Annotated in this window: 18 protein-coding genes, 1 pseudogene and 1 riboswitch; of the genes and pseudogenes, 7 read left to right on the forward strand and 12 right to left on the reverse strand. The window is 65.1% G+C overall.

Annotated features, from left to right (window positions below):
• A pseudogene (locus tag ABD53_RS16825) lies at positions 1-207 on the reverse strand (hypothetical protein); the annotation flags it as partial.
• Between the two features lie 228 nt (positions 208-435).
• Here ABD53_RS16825 and ABD53_RS05305 point away from each other — a divergent pair.
• The gene (locus tag ABD53_RS05305; RefSeq protein ID WP_047864913.1) at positions 436-1,008 is read left to right on the forward strand and encodes a cob(I)yrinic acid a,c-diamide adenosyltransferase; all 573 of its coding nucleotides are present in this window, start codon (positions 436-438) and stop codon (positions 1,006-1,008) included.
• Between the two features lie 254 nt (positions 1,009-1,262).
• Here ABD53_RS05305 and ABD53_RS16830 read toward each other — a convergent pair whose 3' ends face one another.
• Positions 1,263-1,568, reverse strand: coding sequence for a hypothetical protein (locus tag ABD53_RS16830; protein WP_152670604.1), 306 nt, complete (start codon positions 1,566-1,568; stop codon positions 1,263-1,265).
• Here ABD53_RS16830 and ABD53_RS15740 point away from each other — a divergent pair.
• Both ABD53_RS15740 and rpe read left to right on the forward strand, forming a co-directional pair.
• Positions 1,543-2,451, forward strand: coding sequence for a hypothetical protein (locus tag ABD53_RS15740; RefSeq protein ID WP_053057716.1), 909 nt, complete (start codon positions 1,543-1,545; stop codon positions 2,449-2,451). The genes ABD53_RS16830 and ABD53_RS15740 overlap by 26 nt on opposite strands.
• A gap of 178 nt (positions 2,452-2,629) precedes the next feature.
• Positions 2,630-3,307 (forward strand): ribulose-phosphate 3-epimerase, encoded by a 678-nt coding sequence (rpe, locus tag ABD53_RS05315; RefSeq protein ID WP_084709337.1) that lies wholly within the window; start codon positions 2,630-2,632, stop codon positions 3,305-3,307.
• Between the two features lie 77 nt (positions 3,308-3,384).
• Here the strand turns inward: rpe and rpiA are convergent, their stop codons facing one another.
• The 7 genes from rpiA to ABD53_RS05350 all read right to left on the reverse strand — a co-directional run bounded on the left by rpiA (position 3,385) and on the right by ABD53_RS05350 (position 13,103).
• Positions 3,385-4,089 (reverse strand): ribose-5-phosphate isomerase RpiA, encoded by a 705-nt coding sequence (gene rpiA, locus ABD53_RS05320; RefSeq protein WP_047864748.1) that lies wholly within the window; start codon positions 4,087-4,089, stop codon positions 3,385-3,387.
• Between the two features lie 78 nt (positions 4,090-4,167).
• The gene (locus ABD53_RS05325; protein WP_047864749.1) at positions 4,168-6,609 is read right to left on the reverse strand and encodes a glycoside hydrolase family 65 protein; all 2,442 of its coding nucleotides are present in this window, start codon (positions 6,607-6,609) and stop codon (positions 4,168-4,170) included.
• A 452-nt stretch (positions 6,610-7,061) separates the two neighbouring features.
• Entirely contained in the window at positions 7,062-7,898 is an 837-nt protein-coding gene (otsB, locus tag ABD53_RS05330) for a trehalose-phosphatase (protein WP_200900293.1), read from the reverse strand.
• Between the two features lie 29 nt (positions 7,899-7,927).
• Positions 7,928-8,740: a metallophosphoesterase family protein gene (locus tag ABD53_RS05335; protein ID WP_152670605.1), complete on the reverse strand. Its 813-nt coding sequence runs from the start codon at positions 8,738-8,740 to the stop codon at positions 7,928-7,930.
• Between the two features lie 31 nt (positions 8,741-8,771).
• Positions 8,772-9,131, reverse strand: a complete 360-nt coding sequence (locus ABD53_RS05340) for a hypothetical protein (RefSeq protein ID WP_047864750.1) — start codon at positions 9,129-9,131, stop codon at positions 8,772-8,774.
• On the reverse strand, positions 9,109-10,890 hold the full coding sequence (locus ABD53_RS05345) for a glycerol-3-phosphate dehydrogenase/oxidase (protein WP_047864751.1): 1,782 nt from the start codon (positions 10,888-10,890) through the stop codon (positions 9,109-9,111). The genes ABD53_RS05340 and ABD53_RS05345 overlap by 23 nt, the downstream gene beginning before the upstream one ends.
• Positions 10,891-11,405: 515 nt before the next feature.
• Positions 11,406-13,103: a hypothetical protein gene (locus ABD53_RS05350; protein WP_084709338.1), complete on the reverse strand. Its 1,698-nt coding sequence runs from the start codon at positions 13,101-13,103 to the stop codon at positions 11,406-11,408.
• 301 nt (positions 13,104-13,404) lie between these two features.
• Here ABD53_RS05350 and ABD53_RS15745 point away from each other — a divergent pair, with 301 nt between their 5' ends.
• Positions 13,405-14,229 (forward strand): HAD family hydrolase, encoded by an 825-nt coding sequence (locus ABD53_RS15745; protein WP_053057718.1) that lies wholly within the window; start codon positions 13,405-13,407, stop codon positions 14,227-14,229.
• A gap of 76 nt (positions 14,230-14,305) precedes the next feature.
• Here ABD53_RS15745 and ABD53_RS05360 read toward each other — a convergent pair whose 3' ends face one another.
• The 3 genes from ABD53_RS05360 to ABD53_RS05370 all read right to left on the reverse strand — a co-directional run bounded on the left by ABD53_RS05360 (position 14,306) and on the right by ABD53_RS05370 (position 17,187).
• Complete coding sequence (locus ABD53_RS05360; protein ID WP_047864752.1) at positions 14,306-14,644, reverse strand: tRNA-binding protein; 339 nt, start codon at positions 14,642-14,644, stop codon at positions 14,306-14,308.
• 29 nt (positions 14,645-14,673) lie between these two features.
• Entirely contained in the window at positions 14,674-15,801 is a 1,128-nt protein-coding gene (locus ABD53_RS05365; RefSeq protein WP_200900294.1) for a hypothetical protein, read from the reverse strand.
• A gap of 201 nt (positions 15,802-16,002) precedes the next feature.
• On the reverse strand, positions 16,003-17,187 hold the full coding sequence (locus ABD53_RS05370) for a D-alanyl-D-alanine carboxypeptidase family protein (RefSeq protein ID WP_047864753.1): 1,185 nt from the start codon (positions 17,185-17,187) through the stop codon (positions 16,003-16,005).
• Between the two features lie 154 nt (positions 17,188-17,341).
• Between ABD53_RS05370 and ABD53_RS16835 the strand changes: the two genes are divergently transcribed.
• From ABD53_RS16835 to gcvPB, 3 genes are all read left to right on the forward strand, one after another.
• Entirely contained in the window at positions 17,342-18,463 is a 1,122-nt protein-coding gene (locus tag ABD53_RS16835; protein ID WP_152670606.1) for a hypothetical protein, read from the forward strand.
• 41 nt (positions 18,464-18,504) lie between these two features.
• Positions 18,505-18,624, forward strand: a riboswitch (glycine riboswitch).
• Positions 18,625-18,809: 185 nt separating this feature from the next.
• A complete protein-coding gene (gene gcvPA / locus ABD53_RS05375; RefSeq protein WP_053057719.1) occupies positions 18,810-20,096 on the forward strand; it encodes an aminomethyl-transferring glycine dehydrogenase subunit GcvPA in 1,287 nt (428 codons plus the stop codon).
• Positions 20,089-21,528: an aminomethyl-transferring glycine dehydrogenase subunit GcvPB gene (gcvPB, locus tag ABD53_RS05380; protein ID WP_047864754.1), complete on the forward strand. Its 1,440-nt coding sequence runs from the start codon at positions 20,089-20,091 to the stop codon at positions 21,526-21,528. The genes gcvPA and gcvPB overlap by 8 nt, the downstream gene beginning before the upstream one ends.
• Positions 21,529-21,540: the final 12 nt, after the last annotated feature.

A 21,540-nucleotide genomic window follows, 5' to 3' on the forward strand; every position in this document is an offset into this window, starting at 1 on the left:
GGAGGACCCCGAACCACCCGCCCTCGCCACGAGCGCCACGGCGTGGGGACTATCCACGAAGGCCCGGTAGTAGCGGGACAAAAAGCCGGGGCCGAAACGGGTGAGGAACTCGTGCGGCAGCTCCCGCTCGTGCAGCAGGGCCGCGCCGGCGGTCTCGCCGGGCGCCATGCGGCGGACCTCTACCTCTAACTCAATCCCCCCGGACATAGCCCGACATTCTATACAACTCGGGGACGCGTGGGTAACCCGCCTCCCGGGTTTCGGGGTCACGGCGACTTTTTCGGGAGGCCGCTCTTCTGCCAATCGCTGCCGATCGCTGCCAATCGCTGTCGAACGTGTGGTATGTGGTTGCATGGGAGCGGTCCCCGCGCTAAGTTTCCTGTGTCCACCGGCCGGATCAATCCCGGAAAAAGACGGAGAGACGGGGAGGAGATCATGACGGACAGAGACCCACAGGCGGAGCCGGGGGAATACGAAGAGCCCGTGGTCTCGACCGGCCGCGGCGACGACGGCACGACGACCCTGCTCGGGGCGGGCCGGATGTCCAAGCACGACGCCCGGATAGAGGCGCTCGGGGACGTGGACGAGGCGAGCTCGGCGCTCGGCGCGGCCCGGGCCGAGGCGTCTACCGCCGGGGGCTCCTCCGGAGAGCTTGCCGGTATGATCCTGGAGATGCAGCGCCTGCTGTACCGGGTTATGGGCGACCTCGCCATGCCCCAGGAGGACAACTTCGTCGGCGCGGAAGACGTGGAGCTCGTGGACCGTACCCTATCCGAGTGGAAGTCCCGCACCCGGCTGCCGAACGAGTTCGTCATCCCCGGTGGCAGCCGCCTCGGCGCCCTGCTCGACGTCTCGCGGTCGGTGGTGCGCCGGGCCGAACGCCGGCTGGTTGCGGCGGGGCTGGCGGAGGACGCGCCGGAGGCCCTCAGGACCGTGAACCGCCTATCCGACGTGCTCTTCGTCGTCGCCCGCAACGCAGACGGCCACAACGAGCCCTCGCGCCGTTAGCGGGTTCTCGTCCTGTACCACCTCCCCCGGCCCGCGCTCCTGCGCACCCTTCTACCCGCGCTACTACTGACCCTGACTCTCCTCGCGGCCGGGTGCTCGGGCGGGCAAAATGAAACCGGAGTATCCGGCACCACCACGGCTCCCCCGCAGACCACCGGGAAAGACGCCACCGGACGCCACCCCGCCCGGACGACCCCCCTCGGGGGTACGACCACCAGGAGTACGGTCGGACGGGACGGGCAGCCGGAGTATGGCTACACGTACACCTCGGCCTCCGGCAACCGCCTCGCCGGGGGACGGGCGGACCTCCCAGGCTCGGAGGTCCTGGAGGCGGAGCTCGGCGGCGTCCCGCGCCAGGTCGCGGGCGTCCGGACGGAAGGCGGCACCGCCTGGGTCGCGGTCCTGGAGGACGGCCGGGCCGAGGCCTTCAGGCTAACCGGCGACGGGCTCGAACCGGCGGAGATAAGCCCCCGCAGGCTACCGCCCGGGGCGCCGCCCCTGCTCGCAACGCAGGGCGGAGAGCTGGAGCTCGTGGTGGCGGAGGGCGACTCCGGGCTCACGCACCCGGTCCCCATCTCCGGCGAGGAGGCCGGGGGGTTGCTCGTGATCGGCGTGGACGGCACGCTTTCGGTGCGGCGGGGCGGAGAGAGCCTCGGGATACACGGCGCGCCCGCCGCGCTACCGGACGCCCGCGCCGTCCGGGGTCCAGACGGGGATCTTGCGGTCCTCACGCAGCCCACGGCCCGCTACGAACACGGCGTGCTCGGTGACGGGCTGGAGGCCGGGAGCCTGACGGTAATACGGCCCACCCCGGACGGCGCGAGGGTGGCGTCGAGCTTCGGGGCGGAGTCCGGCGGGGTCTTCGAGGGCCTGGCGCCACTGTGGTTCGAGCGCGGGGGCGAGAGCCTGCTCGCGGTCATCGAGAGCGTGGCCGGTCTCGGGAGCCGGATCTCCGTCTACCGCCCCTCAGGCAGGCTCGTGGGAGCGGGGCCGTTCGTCGGGGAGGGCATGAGGTGGCGGCACCTGACCGCCGCCGCGCCCTTCGGGCCACAGGGCGGGACCGAGCTCTCGGCCACCCTCACGCCCCACATGGACGGCGTCGCGCAGTTCTATGATGCCGGGGATATCGGAGAGGGAGGGGTGGACGTGGCCGCCGAGGTGCCGGGCTACGCTTCGCACAGGATCTACAGCCGCAACCTGGACGCCGCGCTCGCCGGTGACCTCGACGACGACGGACAGACGGAGCTCCTGCTGCCGGACTCCTCCTACGAGTCGCTCGGCGGCATCACCCGCACGCCGGGCGCGCCGAACGGGGCCGAGACGGAGTGGCGGGTCCCGGTAGGCGGCGAGCTCTCGACGAACCTGGCCTCCGCCACCGGCCCGGACGGCCGCGCGGTCGTCGCCGCGGGCCGCTCCGACGGCGTGCTCAGGGTCTGGCGCTGAGTACGGGAACAGGTGTATAGACGCTCTGATTCTGCGGGTTGTCGCGGCGGTCTGGCCTCGGATGGACTCTCTGCCTGTCGGCGGTAGAGGACTGTACGCGGGCAGCCGGTTGCAATATCCTTTAGAAAGTTTAGAAGAGATCCGGGAGACTTTCGTGGCTAGGATTCGGGGGAACTGATTGGCTTTCTTTAGCAAGCTAGACGGCAGGGTGGTGGCCGCGCCCTCGATACTCTCCGCAGACTTCGCGAGCCTCGCCGAAGAGGTACGCAGGACCCGGGAAGGCGGGGCGGAGCTCGTACACTTCGACGTGATGGACAACCACTTCGTCCCGAACCTCACGATAGGGCCGATGGTCGCGGACTCGCTCGCCTCGGCGGTGGACCTTCCTATAGACGCCCACCTCATGGTGGAGAGCCCGGATAATCTGATACCGGCCTTTATAGACGCCGGGGTGGCGAGCATCTCCGTACAGCCCGAGGTCGTGCGCCACCTGCACCGCACGCTGACCATGATCCGCCGCGGCGGCTGCGAGGCCGGGGTCGCGCTGAACCCGACCACCTCCCTCTCCTCCATAGAGTGGGCGCTGCCCTACATAGACTACATAAACGTCATGACCGTAAACCCCGGCTTCGGCGGCCAGGATTTCATCCCGGAGATGGCCGACAAGGTCCGCAGGCTCAAGCAGATGACCGACCTGCCGATACAGGTGGACGGCGGCATCACCGAAAAGACCGCCCCCGTGGCGGTCGAGGCCGGGGCGCGGGTGCTCGTCGCCGGCTCCGCCGTATTCAAGGGCGACGACCCCGCAGAGCAACTGCGCCGCATCCTACAGGCCGGGCGCAACGCCGCGCCTTAACTGCTCGCAGCAATGTTAATAGCGTAATATTAAGCAACATTCGCGTTGTTCGCGTCGCTATTCTTACCTCTACCCGTTCAACGCTCGATTACGCGGGTGCCGCCGTTCTCTCCGCCGCCGGCTATAACGGCGGCCCGGATCATGCCGACGAAAAGGCCGTTCTCCAGTGCGCCCGGCAGCCGCTTTATCTCCGCTTCCAGCGCGGCGGGATCTTCTATGGCGGAGAACCGGCAGTCCACGGTGTAGTGTCCGCCGTCGGTCACGAATGTCTCTCCGTTCTTCCCGTCGTCCAGGCGCAGCTCCGGCTCGCAGCCAAGCGCCGCTAGAGATTCGAAGGTCGCCTCGTACCCGAAAGGCTCGACCTCGACCGGCAGGGGGCACGTACCTAGAGCCTCTACCGCCTTTGAGTCATCCGCGACCACCACGAGCCCCCCACGGGAGGCTGCCGCCACTATCTTCTCCCGCAGCAGCGCGCCCCCCAGGCCTTTTACGGCGTCCAGTCCGGGTGAGATCTCATCCACCCCGTCTATCGTGATGTCCGGCCGCTCCTCGGCGAGAGAGAGGAGCGGTATTCCGACCTCCCGGGCGAGTGAAGCGGTGGTCTCGGAGGTTGGTATCCCCCGCGCCCCGGAAAGCCCGCCCCCGGATATGATCTCCCCGAGACGTCTCACGACCCACAGGGCCGTGCTCCCCGAGCCCAGTCCGAGCACCATATCGTCCTCCACGTAGCGTCCCACCGCCTCACGGGCGGCCTCGCGCTTTAGCCCTTCAGTGTCTGCCATGAGACGCTCGCATCCCTCCCCTCTAGCCAACTCCCTTTACCCGGATCGCCGGTGGACCCTCCGGGCCCGGAGAGCAGCTTACACGACTCCAGAGCCGATCCCGAAGGCGTGGCTCTGGCCGGCCCGGATCTCCTGCACCTCGTCTCCGACGCCGACCTTTACGGAATGCTCTCGGTCCTCATCCTGGACGGCGACCGAGAGCTTGCCTCCAGAGAGCGACACGTCTACCGGTATGCCACGGAAGAGTATTGGGAAGTGCAAGCCTTCGAGCTTCTCCGGCGGGTTCGGATCGAAGTGCAGGCCACCGTCGCGCACCTCGCACCCCAGGTAGCCACTCTGGAGGAGATCCAGAGTCCCCGCCATTACGCCCAGGTGTATCGCCTCTCCGGTGGTCCCGCCCTGTACGTCGTTGACGTCGCTGCCAAGGGCCGTCAGGTACATCTCCCAGGAGGCGTCGAGGTCGAGGTCGGCCAGAACGTGGGCGTGGACGAGGAAGCTCAAGGTCGAGCCGTGGCTGGTGCGGCCAGCGTAGTAGTCAGCGTTGCGTTTGGCGGTCTCCGAGTCGAGGCCGTAGCCGAGCCGCTCGAAGATGACCTTCAGCTCCTCCCGGGTGAACAGGTAGAAGAGCATCAGCACGTCGGCCTGCTTTGAGAGCTTGTAGCGGTCGGGGTCGTCGCCCTCGGCCTTCAGGATGCGGTCGAGGCGCTGTATCTTCTCGTAATTGTTGCGGTAGTATCCCCAGTCCAGCTCTTCGAGGTCCTCGTAGCCCTCGAATTGGCTGATGACCTCACCGCCCTCCGGGTCCTCGTGGAAGGGGACGAACATCTTGCGGCTCATCTCGTCCCAGGTCGCAAGCTCCTCGTCCGTGATGCCGAGCGCGTCACGCAGGGCCTCGCGGTTACGGGAGGGGAGGATGTCTAGGATCTCCCGCGCCGTCTCGCAGACCCAGGCGACCATCACGTTGGTGAAGGCGTTGTTGTTCAGGCCGCCCTTTTCGGCGCCAGGATACTTCTCGTGAAACTCGTCCGGTCCCATGACGCCGTGGATCTCGTACCGGTCACGCTCGGCGTTGTAGTGGGCGATGGAGGCCCAGAAGCGCGTGATCTCGAGCATCATCTCCGCGCCGTAGTCCTTGAGGAACTCGAAGTCTCCGGAGGCCATGTAGTACTTGTAGACGTTGTAGAAGATGTCCGCGCCGATGTGGCGCTGGTTGCGCGAGAGGTCCGGGTCCCACTTACCGGACTCGGGGTTCAAATGTACGCTCTGGGTCTCTTCGGAGCCGTTGGACCCGCTCTGCCACGGGTACATGGCACCCCGGTAGCCGGTCTCTCTCGCAGCCGCTCGAGCCTCGTTCAGCCGCCGGTAACGATACATGAGGAACGTGCGCGTCACCTCCGGCAGCCGGAAGTTCAGGAACGGGAAGATGTACAGCTCGTCCCAGAAGATGTGGCCCCGGTACGCCTCACCGTTCAGCCCCCGGGCCGGCACCCCGGCGTCGAGGTCCGCGGTGTGCGGCGAGCACACGTTCAGGACGTGGTAGATGTGGACCCTGAGGAGCCGCTGCACCTCTTCGTCCGCCGGGAGCCGCACGTCGCACTCCTGCCACAGCGAAGCCAGGGCACGCTTGTGACGCTCCAGGGCCTCGGAGAAGGTGCCGCAACGCCCGATCGAACGCATCGCGTCCGAGAGCGGCTCGCTGATCGCGTTGTCTCGCGAAGTATAGAACGAGATCATCTTCTCAACCCGCGTGGTCCTGCCCTGCTCCAGGTCGAAGCCGAGCACCTCGTGGACGTAGTCCTCCATGCGGTACAGGCTGCGCTCCACGTCCAGGCCGTTCTCCCCGTACACCCGCGTTCGGGCGGCCTCGGCGACGTAGATGCGGGACTGCCGGGTACGGACCTCCAGCGCGATAACGTCCGCCGCGTCATCGGCGAAGCTCGGGCTCGAGGTGTGGGTCGAGACCGGGTCCAGGTGCCGGCCTTCGAGGTCCTGATAACGCGCCACGCCCCGGTTCAGCACCCGGCCGTCGAGCGCGGTGACGACCTGCACGCTGCCGGACCAGTTCTCGGGCGTGATCCTCCACTCCATCCCCGCCCGGTTGGGGTTGGACATGCTGACGAAGCGCCGGGTATCCAGCGAGGTCTCCCTCCCGGCGCGGTCGCGGAAGCGCAGGTTGCGGCTGAGCACGCCGCCGTACAGATCAAGCTCGTGCCGGTAGGACAGGAGCTCGACGCTGTCCATCCTGATGGATTCCTCGCCCTCTATGCGCAGCTCCAGGAGCAGCCAGTTGGGGAGGTTTACGAGGTCCTCGTTCAGGACCGGTACGCCGGCCATGATCGTGGTCTCCCGGTTGTACACGCCGTGGGCGTAGGTCCCCGGATAGTGGACCTTCTCGTCGGACTCCGTCCAGGCGAACGACCCCCGGGTGCAGAAGTATCCGTTTCCGGTAGAGGTCAAGGCCTCGCGCAGTTGCTCCTCCTCGGGCTCGAAGCCTTCGTATTCCAGTTTCCAGGTGTTCATTGGCCTCCCCTTCCTCTTGGTACCTAGTGGTAATTCGGGTAACTGCTCTTAACTGCTCTGTTCGGGATTCTATTTGGAGGGCCTTAGCCGGCCGGTAGGCCGTGTCCTTCCGCAGCGGGCGCGTAACCTCCGTGGTCTCCGGTGCGTCCAGCGACGTACCCGCCCCTGGCGGTCTTCTCCAGAAGCCGCCGCATGCTCACCAGTTACATTCCTCCTACCCGGGTCTGTCTCTCCGGTCTCTAATAATGACCAGTGGCGCACCGCGGATCAACCGGGGGCCTCTGGCTCGATCTCCCGGGCGGATCTCGGAGACCGCCGGTCCGCCGCCTCTAGCCGCCTCTACCCGGACCTTCTCCAGGAGCCGTCTCTTGAGCCGTAGCAGACGAGGACGCCCGCGCAAGCTCCTCGTCGCCCCGAGCTCCGAGCCGGGACTGGAAAGCTCGACGTGCGGTTCAACGGGCGAGCGTGCCCAGGAATCGCTCCACCTCTTGCATCGTGTTCAGGACGTAGTCGGCGGCGGTCTCGCGTCCGGCGACCTCCGGATCGTCGGCGTGGCCGACGAAGATCCCCACGCCTCTACCGGCCAGCGCCCCGAAAGCATCCTCGTCGGTCACGTCGTCGCCGAGGTAGATCGGCACCACGTCCTCGCGGTCGAGCTCCAGGGCCTCTAACAGGTACAGGACGGCTTTCCCCTTGTCCCAGTCTATCTTCGGCTGGATCTCGTACACCATCTTGCCGGGCGTCACCTTGAGGTCGTCGGGATACTCTTCGAGCAGCCCGTTCACCAGACGCTCGATCTCTGGCCGCTCATCTTCGGACACGAGCCGGTAGTGGATCGCGACCGAGGTCTTCTTCGGCTCCACCAGCGAGCCCTGGATAGACTCCGTGCCGCTTTCGAGCCGCGCCTTTACCTCCTCCAGCAGCTCCTCCGATCCTTCCCCGACGCCGAGCCGGATGTTTCCCCCTTCCGGGCTCCAGATGTCGAAGCCGTGGCTGCCGGCCACGATCAGCTCGTCGAGACCCATCAGCTCCTGCACCACCTTGCGGTCGCGCCCGCTGACCACGCACACCGGGCAGCGTCCGGCTAGCTCGCGGACGGCCTCCCGCATGGCGTCCGAGATGGTCGCGTCCTCCGGGCGGTCCACTATCGGGGTCAGGGTGCCGTCGTAGTCGAGGAAAACGGCCGGCTCCTTGCCCGAGAACTCCTGCTCGAGCTCGCCCTGATTCGCGAGCGCGTGCGGTAGATCCCCCATGCTCTTGCTCATTTTCTTACCCACCTTCTCTCTCACCTCTCCCCTGGAACGGTGCCCGGCGCCGATCAGTCGCGTACGGGATCCAGATCGTAGCGGACGAAGCGTTCGAGCTCCGGGAAGACCTCGCTGGTCGTGACAGCCTGCCGGGAGAATCGGGCGAACGGCTCCTCTCCCCTGCCCGGCAGCCGGAGGTTGACCCGCACACTCTCGGAGCCGAAGTCTATGACGTTGTAGGACGGCTCCACGATGCCCCGCGTCCTCAGGCTGGAGACCGTGCCGGAGTGGATCACGCGCACGCCCGAGATGCTCCACACGTAGGGGACGTGCCGGTGGCCGGATAGGACCATGTCCACCTTTAGCTCCCGCAGGATGGCCATCACGTCGCCCGCGTCGCGCAGGTTGTTGCGGTCGCGGCCGGTGCCGGGCACGGCGAGGATGTGGTGGTGGACCACGAGTATCCTCGGTCCCCGGTCCCAGCCCCGGAACTCCGAATCCAGCCACGCGTAATTCTCACGTCCGACCTCGCCCTCGGAGAGATCCGGCTTGGTGGAGTCCAGCGCGACCAGCTTCGCCTCGCCTTCCTCGATGGGTATGGTCATGGACCGCGCCCGAGCCCCGAAGAGGTCCTCGAAGTGCCGGTAGCCGACGTTCTGCGCGTCGTGGTTGCCCATGATCACGACCACGTTCGGGCACTCCAGGCGGTCGAGGTAACCTTTCGCCTCCTCGAACTCCCAGCGATGCCCCTCGGTGGTGAGGTCCCCGGCCACCGCGACGAGGTCCGGCGCAAAGGAGTTCGTCTCCTGTATCGCCGACTCCAGCAGCTCGGGGCTGAACAACGAAGATCCCGTATGTATGTCCGACATCTGAACGATTCGCACCGGCTCTCCTCCCAGACGATGTTAAGGGGCGTTACGACATCAAGCGGTGTACAGGCTCCTCCCTATCCACTCTCCCTCCGGCAACCTCCGCGCGTCCTCTACCAGCCAGCGGGGACCGGGCAGCGCCGAAGCGCGGATCTTCCGTCACGACGTCCTCGAAGCGCTCGGCCCGGCTCTGATGGTGGCTGGTGGCGTACGAGGTAGGGTATGCGGAACTCACCTCCTCCCCGTCTACCTCGGGGCGCAACTCGGCTACGGAACGGGCGTGGGAGAGGGCTTTTGGCTCCCCGATCTCGACCGGCGTACCGCCGGGTTCGAAGAGCCCGGCGTAGTTTACGGCCTCTCCCGCCCGGTAGCGGCGTGTTGCGCTACCCGGCGCTATTCGCGGCACCCGCGCCCTCGCGCTCCCGGTAGTCCTTGGGGGTGTAGCGTTTGATCCACTCCCGGAACTCCGCGACCTCCCGCTCCGCGCGGTTCTCGCTCCAGCCGAGGTGATCCACCGCCACCTGCGCGGCGGCCTCGTCAACGTCCAGGGCGACGTGGGGACCGTACGCGACCATAGTGCGCCGCAGCAGGACGTCTGCCAGCTTCTCGGCCATCTCGTGGCGGAACGCGTACAGCACCTCGCAGCCCATGAGGGCATTCTCCACCGACGGCGTGTCCGGGGTGAGCGACTTCTTGAGCTTCTCGTCATCCCCGGCCTCGGCGAGCACCTCGTAGGCGCGGGCGCCGTAGACCTTTACGAGCCTCCGGGCCAGAACGTCGGGGAGACCGCTGTTTACCCGGAACTCGTCCTCGAGGGCGTCGAGGTCCGGGGCCTGGCCGCCGGGCAGCGGCACCCGCTCGGTCGCGCTCTTCGGGTAACTCTTCACCCCGAGCTTCTTGAAGACCACATCCGTGGTCTGGCGGCCCAGGTTGCGGTAGGTGGTGAGCTTGCCGCCGACGATGGAAAGCAGGCCATCTGCCTTCGGGCCGCCGGAGACCTTTATGCCCCCGCCAGCCGCGGACTTGCTCTTGGCGTGATCGTAGACGATGTGGCTGCGGGAGACGGAGCCTTCGTCGCCCTGGGGCGCGGCGGGCAGCGGCCTCACACCCGAGTAGGTAAACAGCACCGAGTCCCGGGTTAGGTTCGCCTCCGGGATCACGAAGTTCGTCTCGTCCAGGAGGTAGTCGATCTCGTCCTGGTCGGCCTCGACGTGGTCGAGGTCCCCATGATAGCGCCGGTCGGTGGTACCGATGAGATACCGCTCGTTCCACGGCACGATAAAGTACGGCCTCCCGTCGGCGCGGGCCTCGACGTAGACGGCGTTCTTCGGCGCGCCCGGGAACGGGTCCACGATGATGTGAGAGCCCTTGGTGCCCCCGATCATGCCCGGATCAGAATCCCCACTACCGCCGGACTGTCCGTTGCCCGTCCCGGCTCCGCCCAGGACCTCGTCCACCCACGGCCCGGCCACGTTCACCGTCACGGCGGCGCGGGCGGTGTAGGTCGTCCCGGTCGCTCCCTCGCCACCGTCCAGCACGTCCTCGAACTCTACGCCACAGACCCGGGAGCCGCCGTCCTCGAAGAGCAGGCGCTTCACCTCGGCGTAGGTTATGACCTCAGCGCCGTTCTGCGCCGCCGACATCGCGTTCTCCACGGCCACGCGCTCGGCGTACTCGACCTGACAGTCGGAGTAGGTCGCGACCGCCTTCAGGCCGTCCGGGTTCAAACCGGGATACTCCCGGAGCGCCTGATCCCTGGAGAACATCTTGTGGTTCGGCACGGACTTGTCATAGGAGAGCACGTCGTAGCCGATCATGCCGAGCCGGATCATGCCCGGACCGCGCGAGGAGTGCTCGTACACCGGGACGGCGAACCGCAGCGGCTTGACCAGATGCGGCGCTATCCTGAGGAGCGTCTCCCGGTCCCGGAGAGACTCCCTGACCAGCGGCACCTCGTAATGCTCCAGATACCGCAGACCACCGTGGATCAGACGCGTCGCCCACTGGGTCGTGCCGCTCGCGAGGTCGCCCTTGTCGAGCATCAGTACCCGGAGCCCGCGCATCGAGGCGTCCCGGGCTATGCCCGCGCCGTTGATCCCGCCCCCGATCACGATCAGGTCAAACTTCCTGTCTCCCACGTGCTTTAGTGAGTCCTCGCGGCTCATAACCCGGCCCCTTTCAGGTCTATATCTGCGTACCTTGCGTACCCTTCTACCCCCATAATATTCCTCCCACGCCGCAGGGACGTATCCGTTGGCACATCCAGCAACCCTGCGGCCTCGTTCTCTACTTCCCGGGAGCTTCTGGGGCGGTCCGTATCACCCCCACGCCTCCCATCCATACCCCGGAATTGCTTGTCCGGCACCGGAACGGAGAGGTGGTTTTACCCGCCTCCGTTCCGGCGTCGCTAGAGGTAGTATAGGCTCTGATTGGCTTCCCCTGCCCACGGCAACGATCTTCTCTTACAGAGCTTGCCAGTTACACGAGTCTCACACGGGTTATCTGATCACTCTCCCCTGGCTCCCTCTATACACCACCGCCTCAGTGGGGCCACTCGCCTCTCTTTCTTTCTGCCCGGTCTCCCTTCCCCAAAGCCGCCTGACCGGTCAACACTTGCGGGCTCCGGGCTCTACCTACACGCGCTCGGGGCCCGTGTGGAACCTCTATCAGCTCTACCGGCTCAGATCCCTCGCGCTAGCCGATCTAGGGTCTTTTCCACGCCGTCGCTCATGTGGAGACGCATCACGCGTCTATTAGCGTCCAGCAGGGCTTGACGGTCGCCGAGTGCCTGCGCTTCTATGAGCACCCCGAAGGTCAACGAGGCCTCCGGGCTGCCGGCCTCATCCGGTATGTCGGCGTCGCGGGGATGATCGGCCGTTAGCTGCAGGAAGAGGCCGTTACCGCCATCGCCCTTGTGTAGCTGGCCGGTAGAGTGCAGGAAGCGGGGCCCGTAGCCCATGTTGGTCGCGATGCCGAGGCGGTCCCTGAGCCGGGCGCGCAGGTCTTGCAGGGTGTCGGTGGTCCCTTCCGAGGGCGGCAGATAGGCCTGCAACATGATGTAGTCCCCGGACCGGGCGCGCTCAAGAAAGCTTTGCAGGGCCTCCTCCGGGCTCGCGGCGCTCTCCGGCGCATAGGCGGCGAGGCCAGAGCCTTCGACCGTGGGCTCGGGCTCGGGCAGCTCCCCGCTCTCCTGATACTCGGAGACCATCTTGCGGGCCTGGGCCTTGGCGGACTCGACGTTCGGCTGGTCGAAGGGGTTGATGCCGATCAGGCGCCCGGCCACGGCGACCGCGACCATCCACCGGAACATCTCACCGCCAATCTGGTAGGGCTCCCGAGCCCCGATCCGCACGAGCGGCTGGCCCGCCTGTGCGAGCCTCTCTACCCGGGCCGCCACCGAGTCGGAGGAGCTAGACTCCTCGCCTGTGTACGTGAAGAGCCGGTCGTTGCCGTAGGAGCCGGGCTCGCCCAGGGGCTCGCCCTCCACGGGGAGTATGCCCTTACCATCCTTGCCGGTGCTTTCGGCTATGAGCTGCTCGATCCAGACCCCCATGGGCTCGAAGTCGGGCTCTGCCGTGAGGGTGAGCTTGTCGCGGCCCGCGTTCGCGAGCGTCGCAATCACGACGCCGAGCCAGGCGCCGGGGTTCTCGCCAGGCTCTCCCTCTCCGGCGCAGGCCCGCGCCATCTCCGAGGCCCCGTCGAGCAGACGCGAGAGGTCCACCCCGATAAGCGCCGCCGGGACGAGCCCGAAGTGCGAGAGGGCAGAGTAGCGCCCGCCGATGTTCGGGTCGTTGAGGAACGTCGCCCGGAAGCCGTACTTCTCGGCGGTATCCTGGAGTCCGCTGTCCGGGTCGGTGATGGCGACGAAGTGCTCCGGGGTCCGGTCCTCGCCCAGCTTCTCGGAGAGCAGATTGTAGAAGTACTTGAAGAACGAGAACGTCTCGACCGTGCCGCCGGACTTCGTGGAGACGATGAACAGGGTGCGCCCGGGATCTAGACCCTCGGCGCATTCGAGCACGGCCTCGGGGTCGGTGCTGTCCAGAATAGAGAGCTCCAGATAACCGTCCGCCACGCCGAACACCCTGCGGAAAACTTCGGGTGCCAGGCTCGACCCGCCCATACCGAGGAGCACGGCCTGCGTGTAGCCTTCGGAGCGTACGGACTCGACTAGCGCCGAGATCTCATCCAGATGATCCCGCATTACGCTCGGGCTCTCGAGCCAGCCCAGACGGTCCGCTATCTCCTCGGGCTCGGGGCCCCACACGGTGTGGTCGCCCTCCCACATACGCTCCACGACCCGCTCGTCGCGCAGCTTCTCGAGGACGCCCGCGATTTGGTCCTGGTATCCGCCCAGGGATGCGTCTGCAGCCGGGATCATCGTGCGCTCCTCTGCTCTAGGCGGCCTTCGGATAACGCTTCCACCGATACCGCTTCCAGACTCCTTACCACCAAATCAGCCCCCTCCTGCTCCAGTAGCTCCTCATCCTCCGCCCGCGCCAGCCCNGGGCTGGCGCGGGCGGAGGATGAGGAGCTACTGGAGCAGGAGGGGGCTGATTTGGTGGTAAGGAGTCTGGAAGCGGTATCGGTGGAAGCGTTATCCGAAGGCCGCCTAGAGCAGAGGAGCGCACGATAGGAGGCCGTGCGGTGGGGTTACAGAGCAAAGGTAGCCGGATGCTGGCTTGCGCGCCCGGGAGACGAACCGGGGAGGGGAGACCGGTGTGATCTCGGCCATCCTCTTCGACCTGGACGGCACCCTGCTGGAGACCGAGGAGCTAAAGGCGCTCTCCTACGCCCGGGCCGCCGTCGAGCTCCGGCCGGATGCTGTGAAGGAGTCCGAGGTTCTGGAGGCTTTCAGGGACCTGGTGGGCCTCTCACGCGGCGAGGTGGCCGAGTCCCTGATGCAGAGCTTCGGCCTCGAAGACGCGGCGAGAGAGCGCGCCGAGGAGGTCGAAAGCTCCGAAGAGGAGCCGTGGGAGGCCTACGTCCGGCTGCGGCTGCGGGTGTACGAAGAGTTGCTGGAGGACCCCGAGCTTCTCCTGGAGCAGCGGTATCAGCACAACATAGACCTGCTGCGCGGGCTCCGGCGCAAGGGTTACCCGGTCTGCCTGGCCACGATGTCGCACCGCTATCAGGTGGAGCGCGTGCTGGAGGTGCTGGGGCTGGACGGAGAGCTCGACTACGTGGCCACCGTGGACGATGTGAGCAAGGGTAAGCCGGACCCGGAGATAGACCTCATGGTCTCGCGCGAGATGGGCGTGCCGCCGGAGGAGTTTCTGGTGGTGGAGGACTCCGTGGCCGGTGTACAGGCGGCGCTCGCCGCCGGGATGGCCGTCGTGGCCGTTCCCACCTCCCTGACGGGGCCGAAGTTCCGGCAGACGCAGGTGCTGGAGAACCGCTGGATAGCGTACGAGCCCGGGGCGGTTCGTGAGGTAGTGAGCCGTAGGATCGAGGCCGCCGACGAAAGAGCTCTACAAACGCAGCAAGAGGAGAAAGAAGGTATATAGAAGTACAGAAGCACAAATCTGATAGCCGGGCCAGTTACCAGAGAGACCCGGCTCGATACCCGGGAGCGACTGGGGCTCAGTGCATCCTGCCGCCGGGCGGTACGTCCGTATCGGGGGAGATCAGGACCACCCCGCCGGACTCATCCGGCACGCCGAGGACGAGGATCTCGCTCTCGAAGCCTGCTATCCGCTTGGGCGGGAAGTTCACGACCGCGAGTACGAGCTTGCCGGGTAGCTCGCCGGGAGAGTAGTTTGCCGTGATCTGGGCGCTGGTCCTCTTGTAGCCCAGCTCAGGGCCGAGGTCTACTCGCAGCTTTATGGCCGGTTTACGGGCCTCGGGAAAGGGCTCCGCCTCCAGGATGCGCCCGACCCGGATGTCCACCTTCTCGAAATCCCCGAAACCTATCTCCCCGATAATGCTTTTCCCTCCTTGTCTAGCGGACGCTAGTGTACGACCTCTGGCTGATCCGCCGGAGAACGGTGCTCGGATGTTCCGGGCTTCAGGGGGATCAGCCGCTCTCTAACGCCCTTGAGCCAGAGGGAAATGTTGCCGGGGCCCGTACCCCAGACGAGGAGCACCGCCATCGCGCCGTAGATCGGGAGGTGCCCGATCAGCTCTTCCCACTGGAACAGGGTGAGCGTGAGGTTCGTCGGGAACCACGCGATAATCACGATCTCGCGCACGAACACTCCGAGCACGAGCCACAGCCCGACCACTAGCTCCACCGAGCCCGCGAACATTGCGAACGTCGCGTCTGAGAGCGGCACGCCGAGGTACGGCGTAAAGTTCAGCCCGGACTCCTCCAGGAACCCGGTGGCCAGCGGCAGGTTCGCGAACTTCTCCGTGAAGGCCACGACCACAAAGCTCAACCCGACCCCTACTCTGACCGCCGGTATGGCGTGGCGCGCCAGGGCGGCGGACGGCTCTAGGCGCGGAAAGAGCAGCCGGTCTATGGATAGCGGGCCACGCCCTACGAAAAAGAAGAAAGCCGCGAAACCGAGGAACATCACGTTCTCGAGCATCGGCTCCAGACCGATCAGGAACACCCCGCCCGTCCACAGCCCGGCCAGGACGATCGCCGCCGGGCGGGTAAGACCGCCGTAGAACAGGGACAGTGCGACCCCGGCCTCCGCGAGCCCGAGGAAGTTGCCCCAGATCCCGGGCAAGGCGTTGTCCGGGGAGAACAACGTCCCCTGCACCCCGTTTACCAGCAGGGGCACGGCGACGTGTATGCCCAGGATCAGGGGCACCAGCCCGTAGAGCAGGCTCCGGCGCTCGTCCGTGGCCCCGAGCGCCTCGGGACCGGGGACGAAGCTCTGGCCCCGCCTCCTCCACAGGATGACTGCGGCCAGCGTCGCCAGCAACACCCCGCCCACGAACAACAGCGGCACCGGCCGGAAGAAGAGATCCCACCTCAAAGAGCCCGCGGAGTCGCTCTGGAAGAACCACTTGACGTGGGCGGAGGCCGGCTCCGCGGCCAGCATTAGGAGCAGTCCGGCGAGCACGCCGGTCAGGGCCACGAAGCCGGTCCATCTCACAGCCGGTAGCCGGGGGGATTTCCCTGGCGGCACGCTATACCTCCTCTACTAATAACGTCGAAACTAATACCGGCGAAAAGCCGGGCGGCCACTAGAAGCACCCGCCGACGCCTCGATTCACGTTACACATGTTATCTCGGAGGTTGGTCAAGAAGTGTTACAAAATTCTCACAATCTTCTCACAAGCAGATCGGAGTTAGAGGCGGGACAGAGCCGGGATAGAGCTAGCCCGGGCTAGCCGAAGAGGCCGCCGACCCAGCCCGTCACCCGGCCCGTGGTCTTCTGCCAGAAGGAGGCCTCGTCGTAACCCTTCGAGGCAATAAGGGCGGTAGTGCCGACGCTTTCGCCGTCTACTATCGCCTCTAGCTGTCCGACCTCGTCGCCCTTCTTTGCGGAAGGCGGCAGCTCGCCGCCCCGGACCCGGCGCTCGACCTCTGCGCCCTCCTCGACGGTGGACGAGATCGTGTCCGCCGCCGTGAGGTCTATCGAGCGGCCCCGGAACGGGATCTCCTTCTCTGAGTAGACCTGGCCCTCTTTAACGAGCGGCCGCTGCTCGAAGTTGCCGAAGGCGTAGTTCAGGACGTTCTCCGAGGAGGTGGTAACGGCTTCCTGGGAGTCCGCGCCGAGCACGGCGGCGATGTACGACTCCTCCTGGGCCTCCGCCGAGGAGATCAGCATGTAGCCCGCGCTGCCCGAGGTGCCGGTCTTGACGCCGGTGGCGGGCGGGTACTGGGCGAGCAGCTCGTTCGTGGTGTAGACCTGGATCTCCCGGTCCTCCATGCCCTTGGTCTCGATGGTGGCCTGGGTCTGGCCCACGAGCTTGCGGAACAGGTCGTACTCCATCGCGGCGCTCGTGATCTTGAGCAGGTCGGACGCGGTAGAGTAGTTGTTCTCCTCGTCTATGCCGGTGGGGTTGGTGAAGTTGGTGTTCTCCAGGCCGAGCTCTTCGGCCTTCTGATTCATCTGCTGCACGAACTGCTCGACGCTGCCGCCCCCGACGTACTCGGCGAGGGCGTAGTCGGCGTCGGTGCCCGAGGGGATGAGCGAGGCCGCCAGGAGATCCCGGGCCTCCACGCTCTCGCCGCTTATGAGGCCTATGTTGCTGTAGGTGTTGCCCACGTACTCCTCTGCGCCCTGAGAGATCACGACCTGCTCGTCCAGGTCCGCGTCGCTCTCAAGCGCAACGAGGGCGGTCATCACCTTCGCGGTCGAAGCCATCTTTATCTGCTCGTCCGGCTTCTCGCTGGCGAGTACCCGCCCGGAGCCCGCGTCGGCCACCGCCCAGGACTGTGCCTCCACCTCGGGACCGGACTGCTGCGCCTCGGCGCGGTCCACGGCTCCTCCAATCGCCAAAGCCGTGGCGAGCGTCAGCGTCAGGAGAAAGGCCGAAGCCCTGGCTAGGTCGAGCGTCTTATACAACCTTGATCCTCCCTTTGATGAAACCTGAAACTGAATTCCCACTATCGATAAGGCACAATCTGTTCGTTATCATAGACCATCTCTAAAAAGACGAAAATACTATATAATCGCTCGGTGTTACCAATTCGGGTGGCGTCGAGGAGAAGCCTAGCTCTTGGATTACCAAGCATTTGCATTCGGGTGCTTCCATTTCGGATTGCGAGGTCCTACTCCTAATAACTTTACTGTAAGTGACTTCCTGGAAGAGGTAGAGAAGGCACTCAGAGCCGTCCCTAATGTAGATAATGTGAGAGCAAGTTGTGACGATGAATTCCTCAAAGAAAAGTTAGGATCGCTTGACAGTCCTCCATCCATCAAATCCGGGAGCTTTCCATATCCCCATCTCCCTCATGGAGACATCTCATTTGATTTGCTTGTTCCCAAAGGAGTACAGAGGGAGTTCGCAAGATCTTACTTGCCTCTTACTTTTACTGAACGCTTTAGAGTAGAGATTTTTTATGAGTATCATTTTCCTGTGGCTACTATTGAGCTGATTAGCCCTACTGAAGAGCCAGAGCCTTCCGAGGCAGTCATAATAATCAGAAGACTGCTAGAGCGGGAATTCGAGCGGCAGCAGGGTCTAATCGATTTTCAGTTCACAGGACCTAGCCCCATCCATGCAGATTTTTACCTAATTGGCCGAGATAGTGAACAAGAAGATACTTGGGATTTCGACTTGGAGGTAGAGCGCTCACGAGCGTACGATAGATACGAAATATTTTTCAATGAGTCTCTATTTTCCGAGCCAAACGAAGCTCTGAGTGAACTCAAGTTTTCTATACTCTCCGAATTGGATCTTTTCTATCTAATAGCTCAACTAGAACGGCAAAAAGGCATATCTTGGGAACAAGTCAATCAGCTAACGCGCTCCTTGACTGCCTTGCATCAGCGTAAAGGGGCAAGGGCTTTCGTAGCTAGGTTACTCAAGTCCACTAACATAGTAAACGAGGCCTTTGTGACGCTAGCAGAATTTGAATCAAATGACATATTATCTTACAGTATGTTGCAAGACTCTTACAGCCAAGTATACACGGCAGACGCTTATCCTTACATCAAAAATCTAGTAGACAAGAGAATGAATGCTCGGGAAAAGTATCCAACTAAGCAAGTAAGTTCCCTCTTGCAAATTTTCGAGACTCGACGGCTTACTGCTCTTGAGATAAGAGTAGCGCTCATATCTGCTGTATCTGGTGGGGCGGTCGGAGCTCTTGTCTCTACGATCGTATCCAATCCGTAGTACGCTTGATGGACGTTATATGCTAGTCTCTGGTCAACTCATAGAAGGCTGCGGGAGAGAGTCGCCGGGTTCCAGAGAGCTTGTGCGGCCGCCGAAGGTGAAAGGCTCGCGGGGTAGTTCCGCGGGCTGAATCTCTCAGGCAAAAGGACCGCAAGCCGGAGGGCGTCCTGGAGAGTCCGGTCCGCTGATGCTCGTCGGAGCTATCTAGCTAGGACCGGCGCCGACGGAGTAATACTCTCAGGTCCGGGGACAGGGCGTAGTGGCAGTGCTTGGCAGAGGGCTACGAGGAGCCGTGCCGGGTAGAGCCGTACGTCCGCCCAAAAAGACCCAAGGGGGTAGAACCGCCGTGGCGCGATTCACACCGCACACCGAGGAAGACATCCGGGAGATGCTCGACACCGTCGGCGTCGAGACCCTGGACGACCTCTTCGCCGACGTCCCGACGAAGTTCGAGGGGGCGCTGGATCTCCCGCCCGCGCTATCGGAGCACGAGGCGCTCACCGACGTCCACAAGGCCGCCGCCGAGAACCGTTCTGGCATGCCGCTATTTATCGGGGCCGGGGCCTATGACCGCATCGTGCCCTCGGCCGTCGGCTCCATGATGCAGCGCGGAGAGTACCTGACCGCCTACACGCCCTACCAGCCCGAGGTCAGCCAGGGCGGGCTGCAGGTGATCTTCGAGTTCCAGTCCATGATCTCCGAGCTAACCGGCCTCGAAGTCTCCAACGCCTCTGTCTACGACGGCGCAACCGCCGTCGCCGAGGCCGCCCTGATGACGGCTCGCCTAGCCAAGCGCGACGCGAAGGTGGCGGTCTCGGCGGGCCTCAACCCGCGCTACCGGCAGGTCATAGAGACCTACCGCGTCGAGACCGTCGAGCTGCCGTTCGAGAACGGCGCGACCGACTTCTCCGCCGTCCCCGACGACGTATCCGGCGTGTTCGTGCAGAGCCCGAACTACCTCGGCGTCGTCGAGGATATCGAGGCGGCCTCCGGAGCGGCCCACGAGAACGGGGCGCTCGCCGTCGCCGTCTGCGACCCGACCGCCCTCGCCGTGCTCGAAGCTCCGGGCGCTCTGGGTGCGGACATCGCCGTTGGCGAGGCGCAGCCCCTGGGGATGCCGCTCCTGTTCGGCGGGCCCTACGCCGGGTACATGGCGACGACTGGGAAGAACGTGCGCCAGCTACCGGGCCGTATATGCGGCGAGACCGTGGACGAGGACGGCAGGCTCGCCTACGTGCTCACCCTCCGGGCCCGGGAGCAGGACATCCGGCGCGCCAAGGCGAACTCCAACATCTGCACCAACCAGGCGCTGACCGCGCTCGCCGCGACCGTGTACACCGCGCTGATGGGGCCGGAGGGCCTGCGCGAGGTGGCCGAGCTCTCCGTCTCCAAGGCCCACTATCTGGCGGACCGGCTACAGGAGAAGGGCGTTAGCCTGCGCTACCCGGAGGCGCCATACCTGTTCGAGTTCGCCGTCGAGCTTGAGGACGTGGATAAGACCAACGCCGCGCTCTTGGAGAACGGCATCGTCGGCGGGCTGGATACGGGAGACGGGGCGATGCTCATCGCCGTCACGGAGAAGCGCACCAAGGAAGAGCTGGACAAGTTTGCGGAGGTGGTAGCCAATGCTTAGGGAGAACAAGGAGCGTACCGAGGGGACCCTGATCCGGGACCGTGGAAGGCCCGGCCGCCGGGGCTTCACCCTACCCAAGCTGGACGTGCCGGAGACGAAGGTGGGGGACATCCTGCCCGCGAGCCAGCGGCGCACCGAGAAGCCAGACCTGCCCGAGGTGGACGAGCCGACGGTGGTGCGTCACTATACCAACCTCTCCCGGAGAAACTGGGGCATAGACACCAACTTCTACCCGCTAGGCTCCTGCACGATGAAGCACAACCCGCGCGTGAACGAGGCCGCCGCGCAGGTGCCGGGCTTCGCCGGGCTGCACCCGATGCAGCCTCAGGCCCAGTCCCAGGGCGCGCTGCGCGTGATGTACGAGCTCCAGGGCTTTCTCTCGGAGGTGTCCGGCCTCGCGGCCGTGTCTCTCGCCCCGCTCGCCGGGGCGCAGGGGGAGCTTACGAGCATTTTGATGGTCAAGCGGTACTTCGAGGACGTTGGAGACACCGGGCGCACCACCGTACTCGTGCCGGAGACGGCGCACGGGACCAACCCGGCGACCGCCTCGATGGCCGGGTTCGAGGCCGAGGAGATCGGGCTCGACGAGCACGGCTGCGTCGACGTTGACGAGCTGCGCGAGAAGGTAGACGGCACGACCGCGGCACTCATGATCACGAACCCCAACACCGGCGGCGTGTACGAGCGCAACATTCACGAGATCTCCGAGATACTTCACGACGCGGGCGCGTTCCTGTACATGGACGGCGCGAACATGAACGCAAACATGGGCCGCATGAAGGCCTCCGACGCCGGCGTGGACATCATGCACTTCAACCTGCACAAGACGTTCTCTACGCCCCACGGCGGCGGCGGCCCCGGTTGCGGCGCCATCGCCTGCACCGACACCCTCGCCCCGTTCCGCCCCGACCCGGTCGCGGCGAAAGGCGGAGATAAGTACAGCCTCGAAAAGCCCGACAAGAGCATCGGGCGCATGACGAGCTTCTTCGGCAACTTCGGCGTGATCCTGAAGGCTTGGAACTACATCAAGCTGCACGGCCCCGACCTGCGCGACGTCACCGACATGGCCGTGCTGAACGCCAACTACGTCCGCGCCCGGCTGCGCGACACCTACCGCGTCCCCTACGACGAGCTGTGCAAGCACGAGGTCGTCGTCCAGCCCCCGAAGGGCAAGAAGGCGCTGGAGATCGCCAAGGGTCTGCTGGATCACGGCTTCCACCCGCCGACGATCTACTTCCCGCTGGTCGTCAAGGAAGCCATGCTCATAGAGCCGACCGAGACGGAGTCAAAGGAGACCCTGGACGACTTCGTCGAGGCGCTACTGCAACTCGCCGACACCGACGACGAGGATCTGGCCGAGTCCCCGACCACCGCGCCGACCCGTCGCCTAGACGAGGCCCGGGCCGCCCGCAAGCTCAAGGCCCGGTGGTAGCCGTGGCCTCCG

It is taken from the genome of Rubrobacter aplysinae, from assembly GCF_001029505.1.
GTDB lineage: Bacteria > Actinomycetota > Rubrobacteria > Rubrobacterales > Rubrobacteraceae > Rubrobacter_A > Rubrobacter_A aplysinae.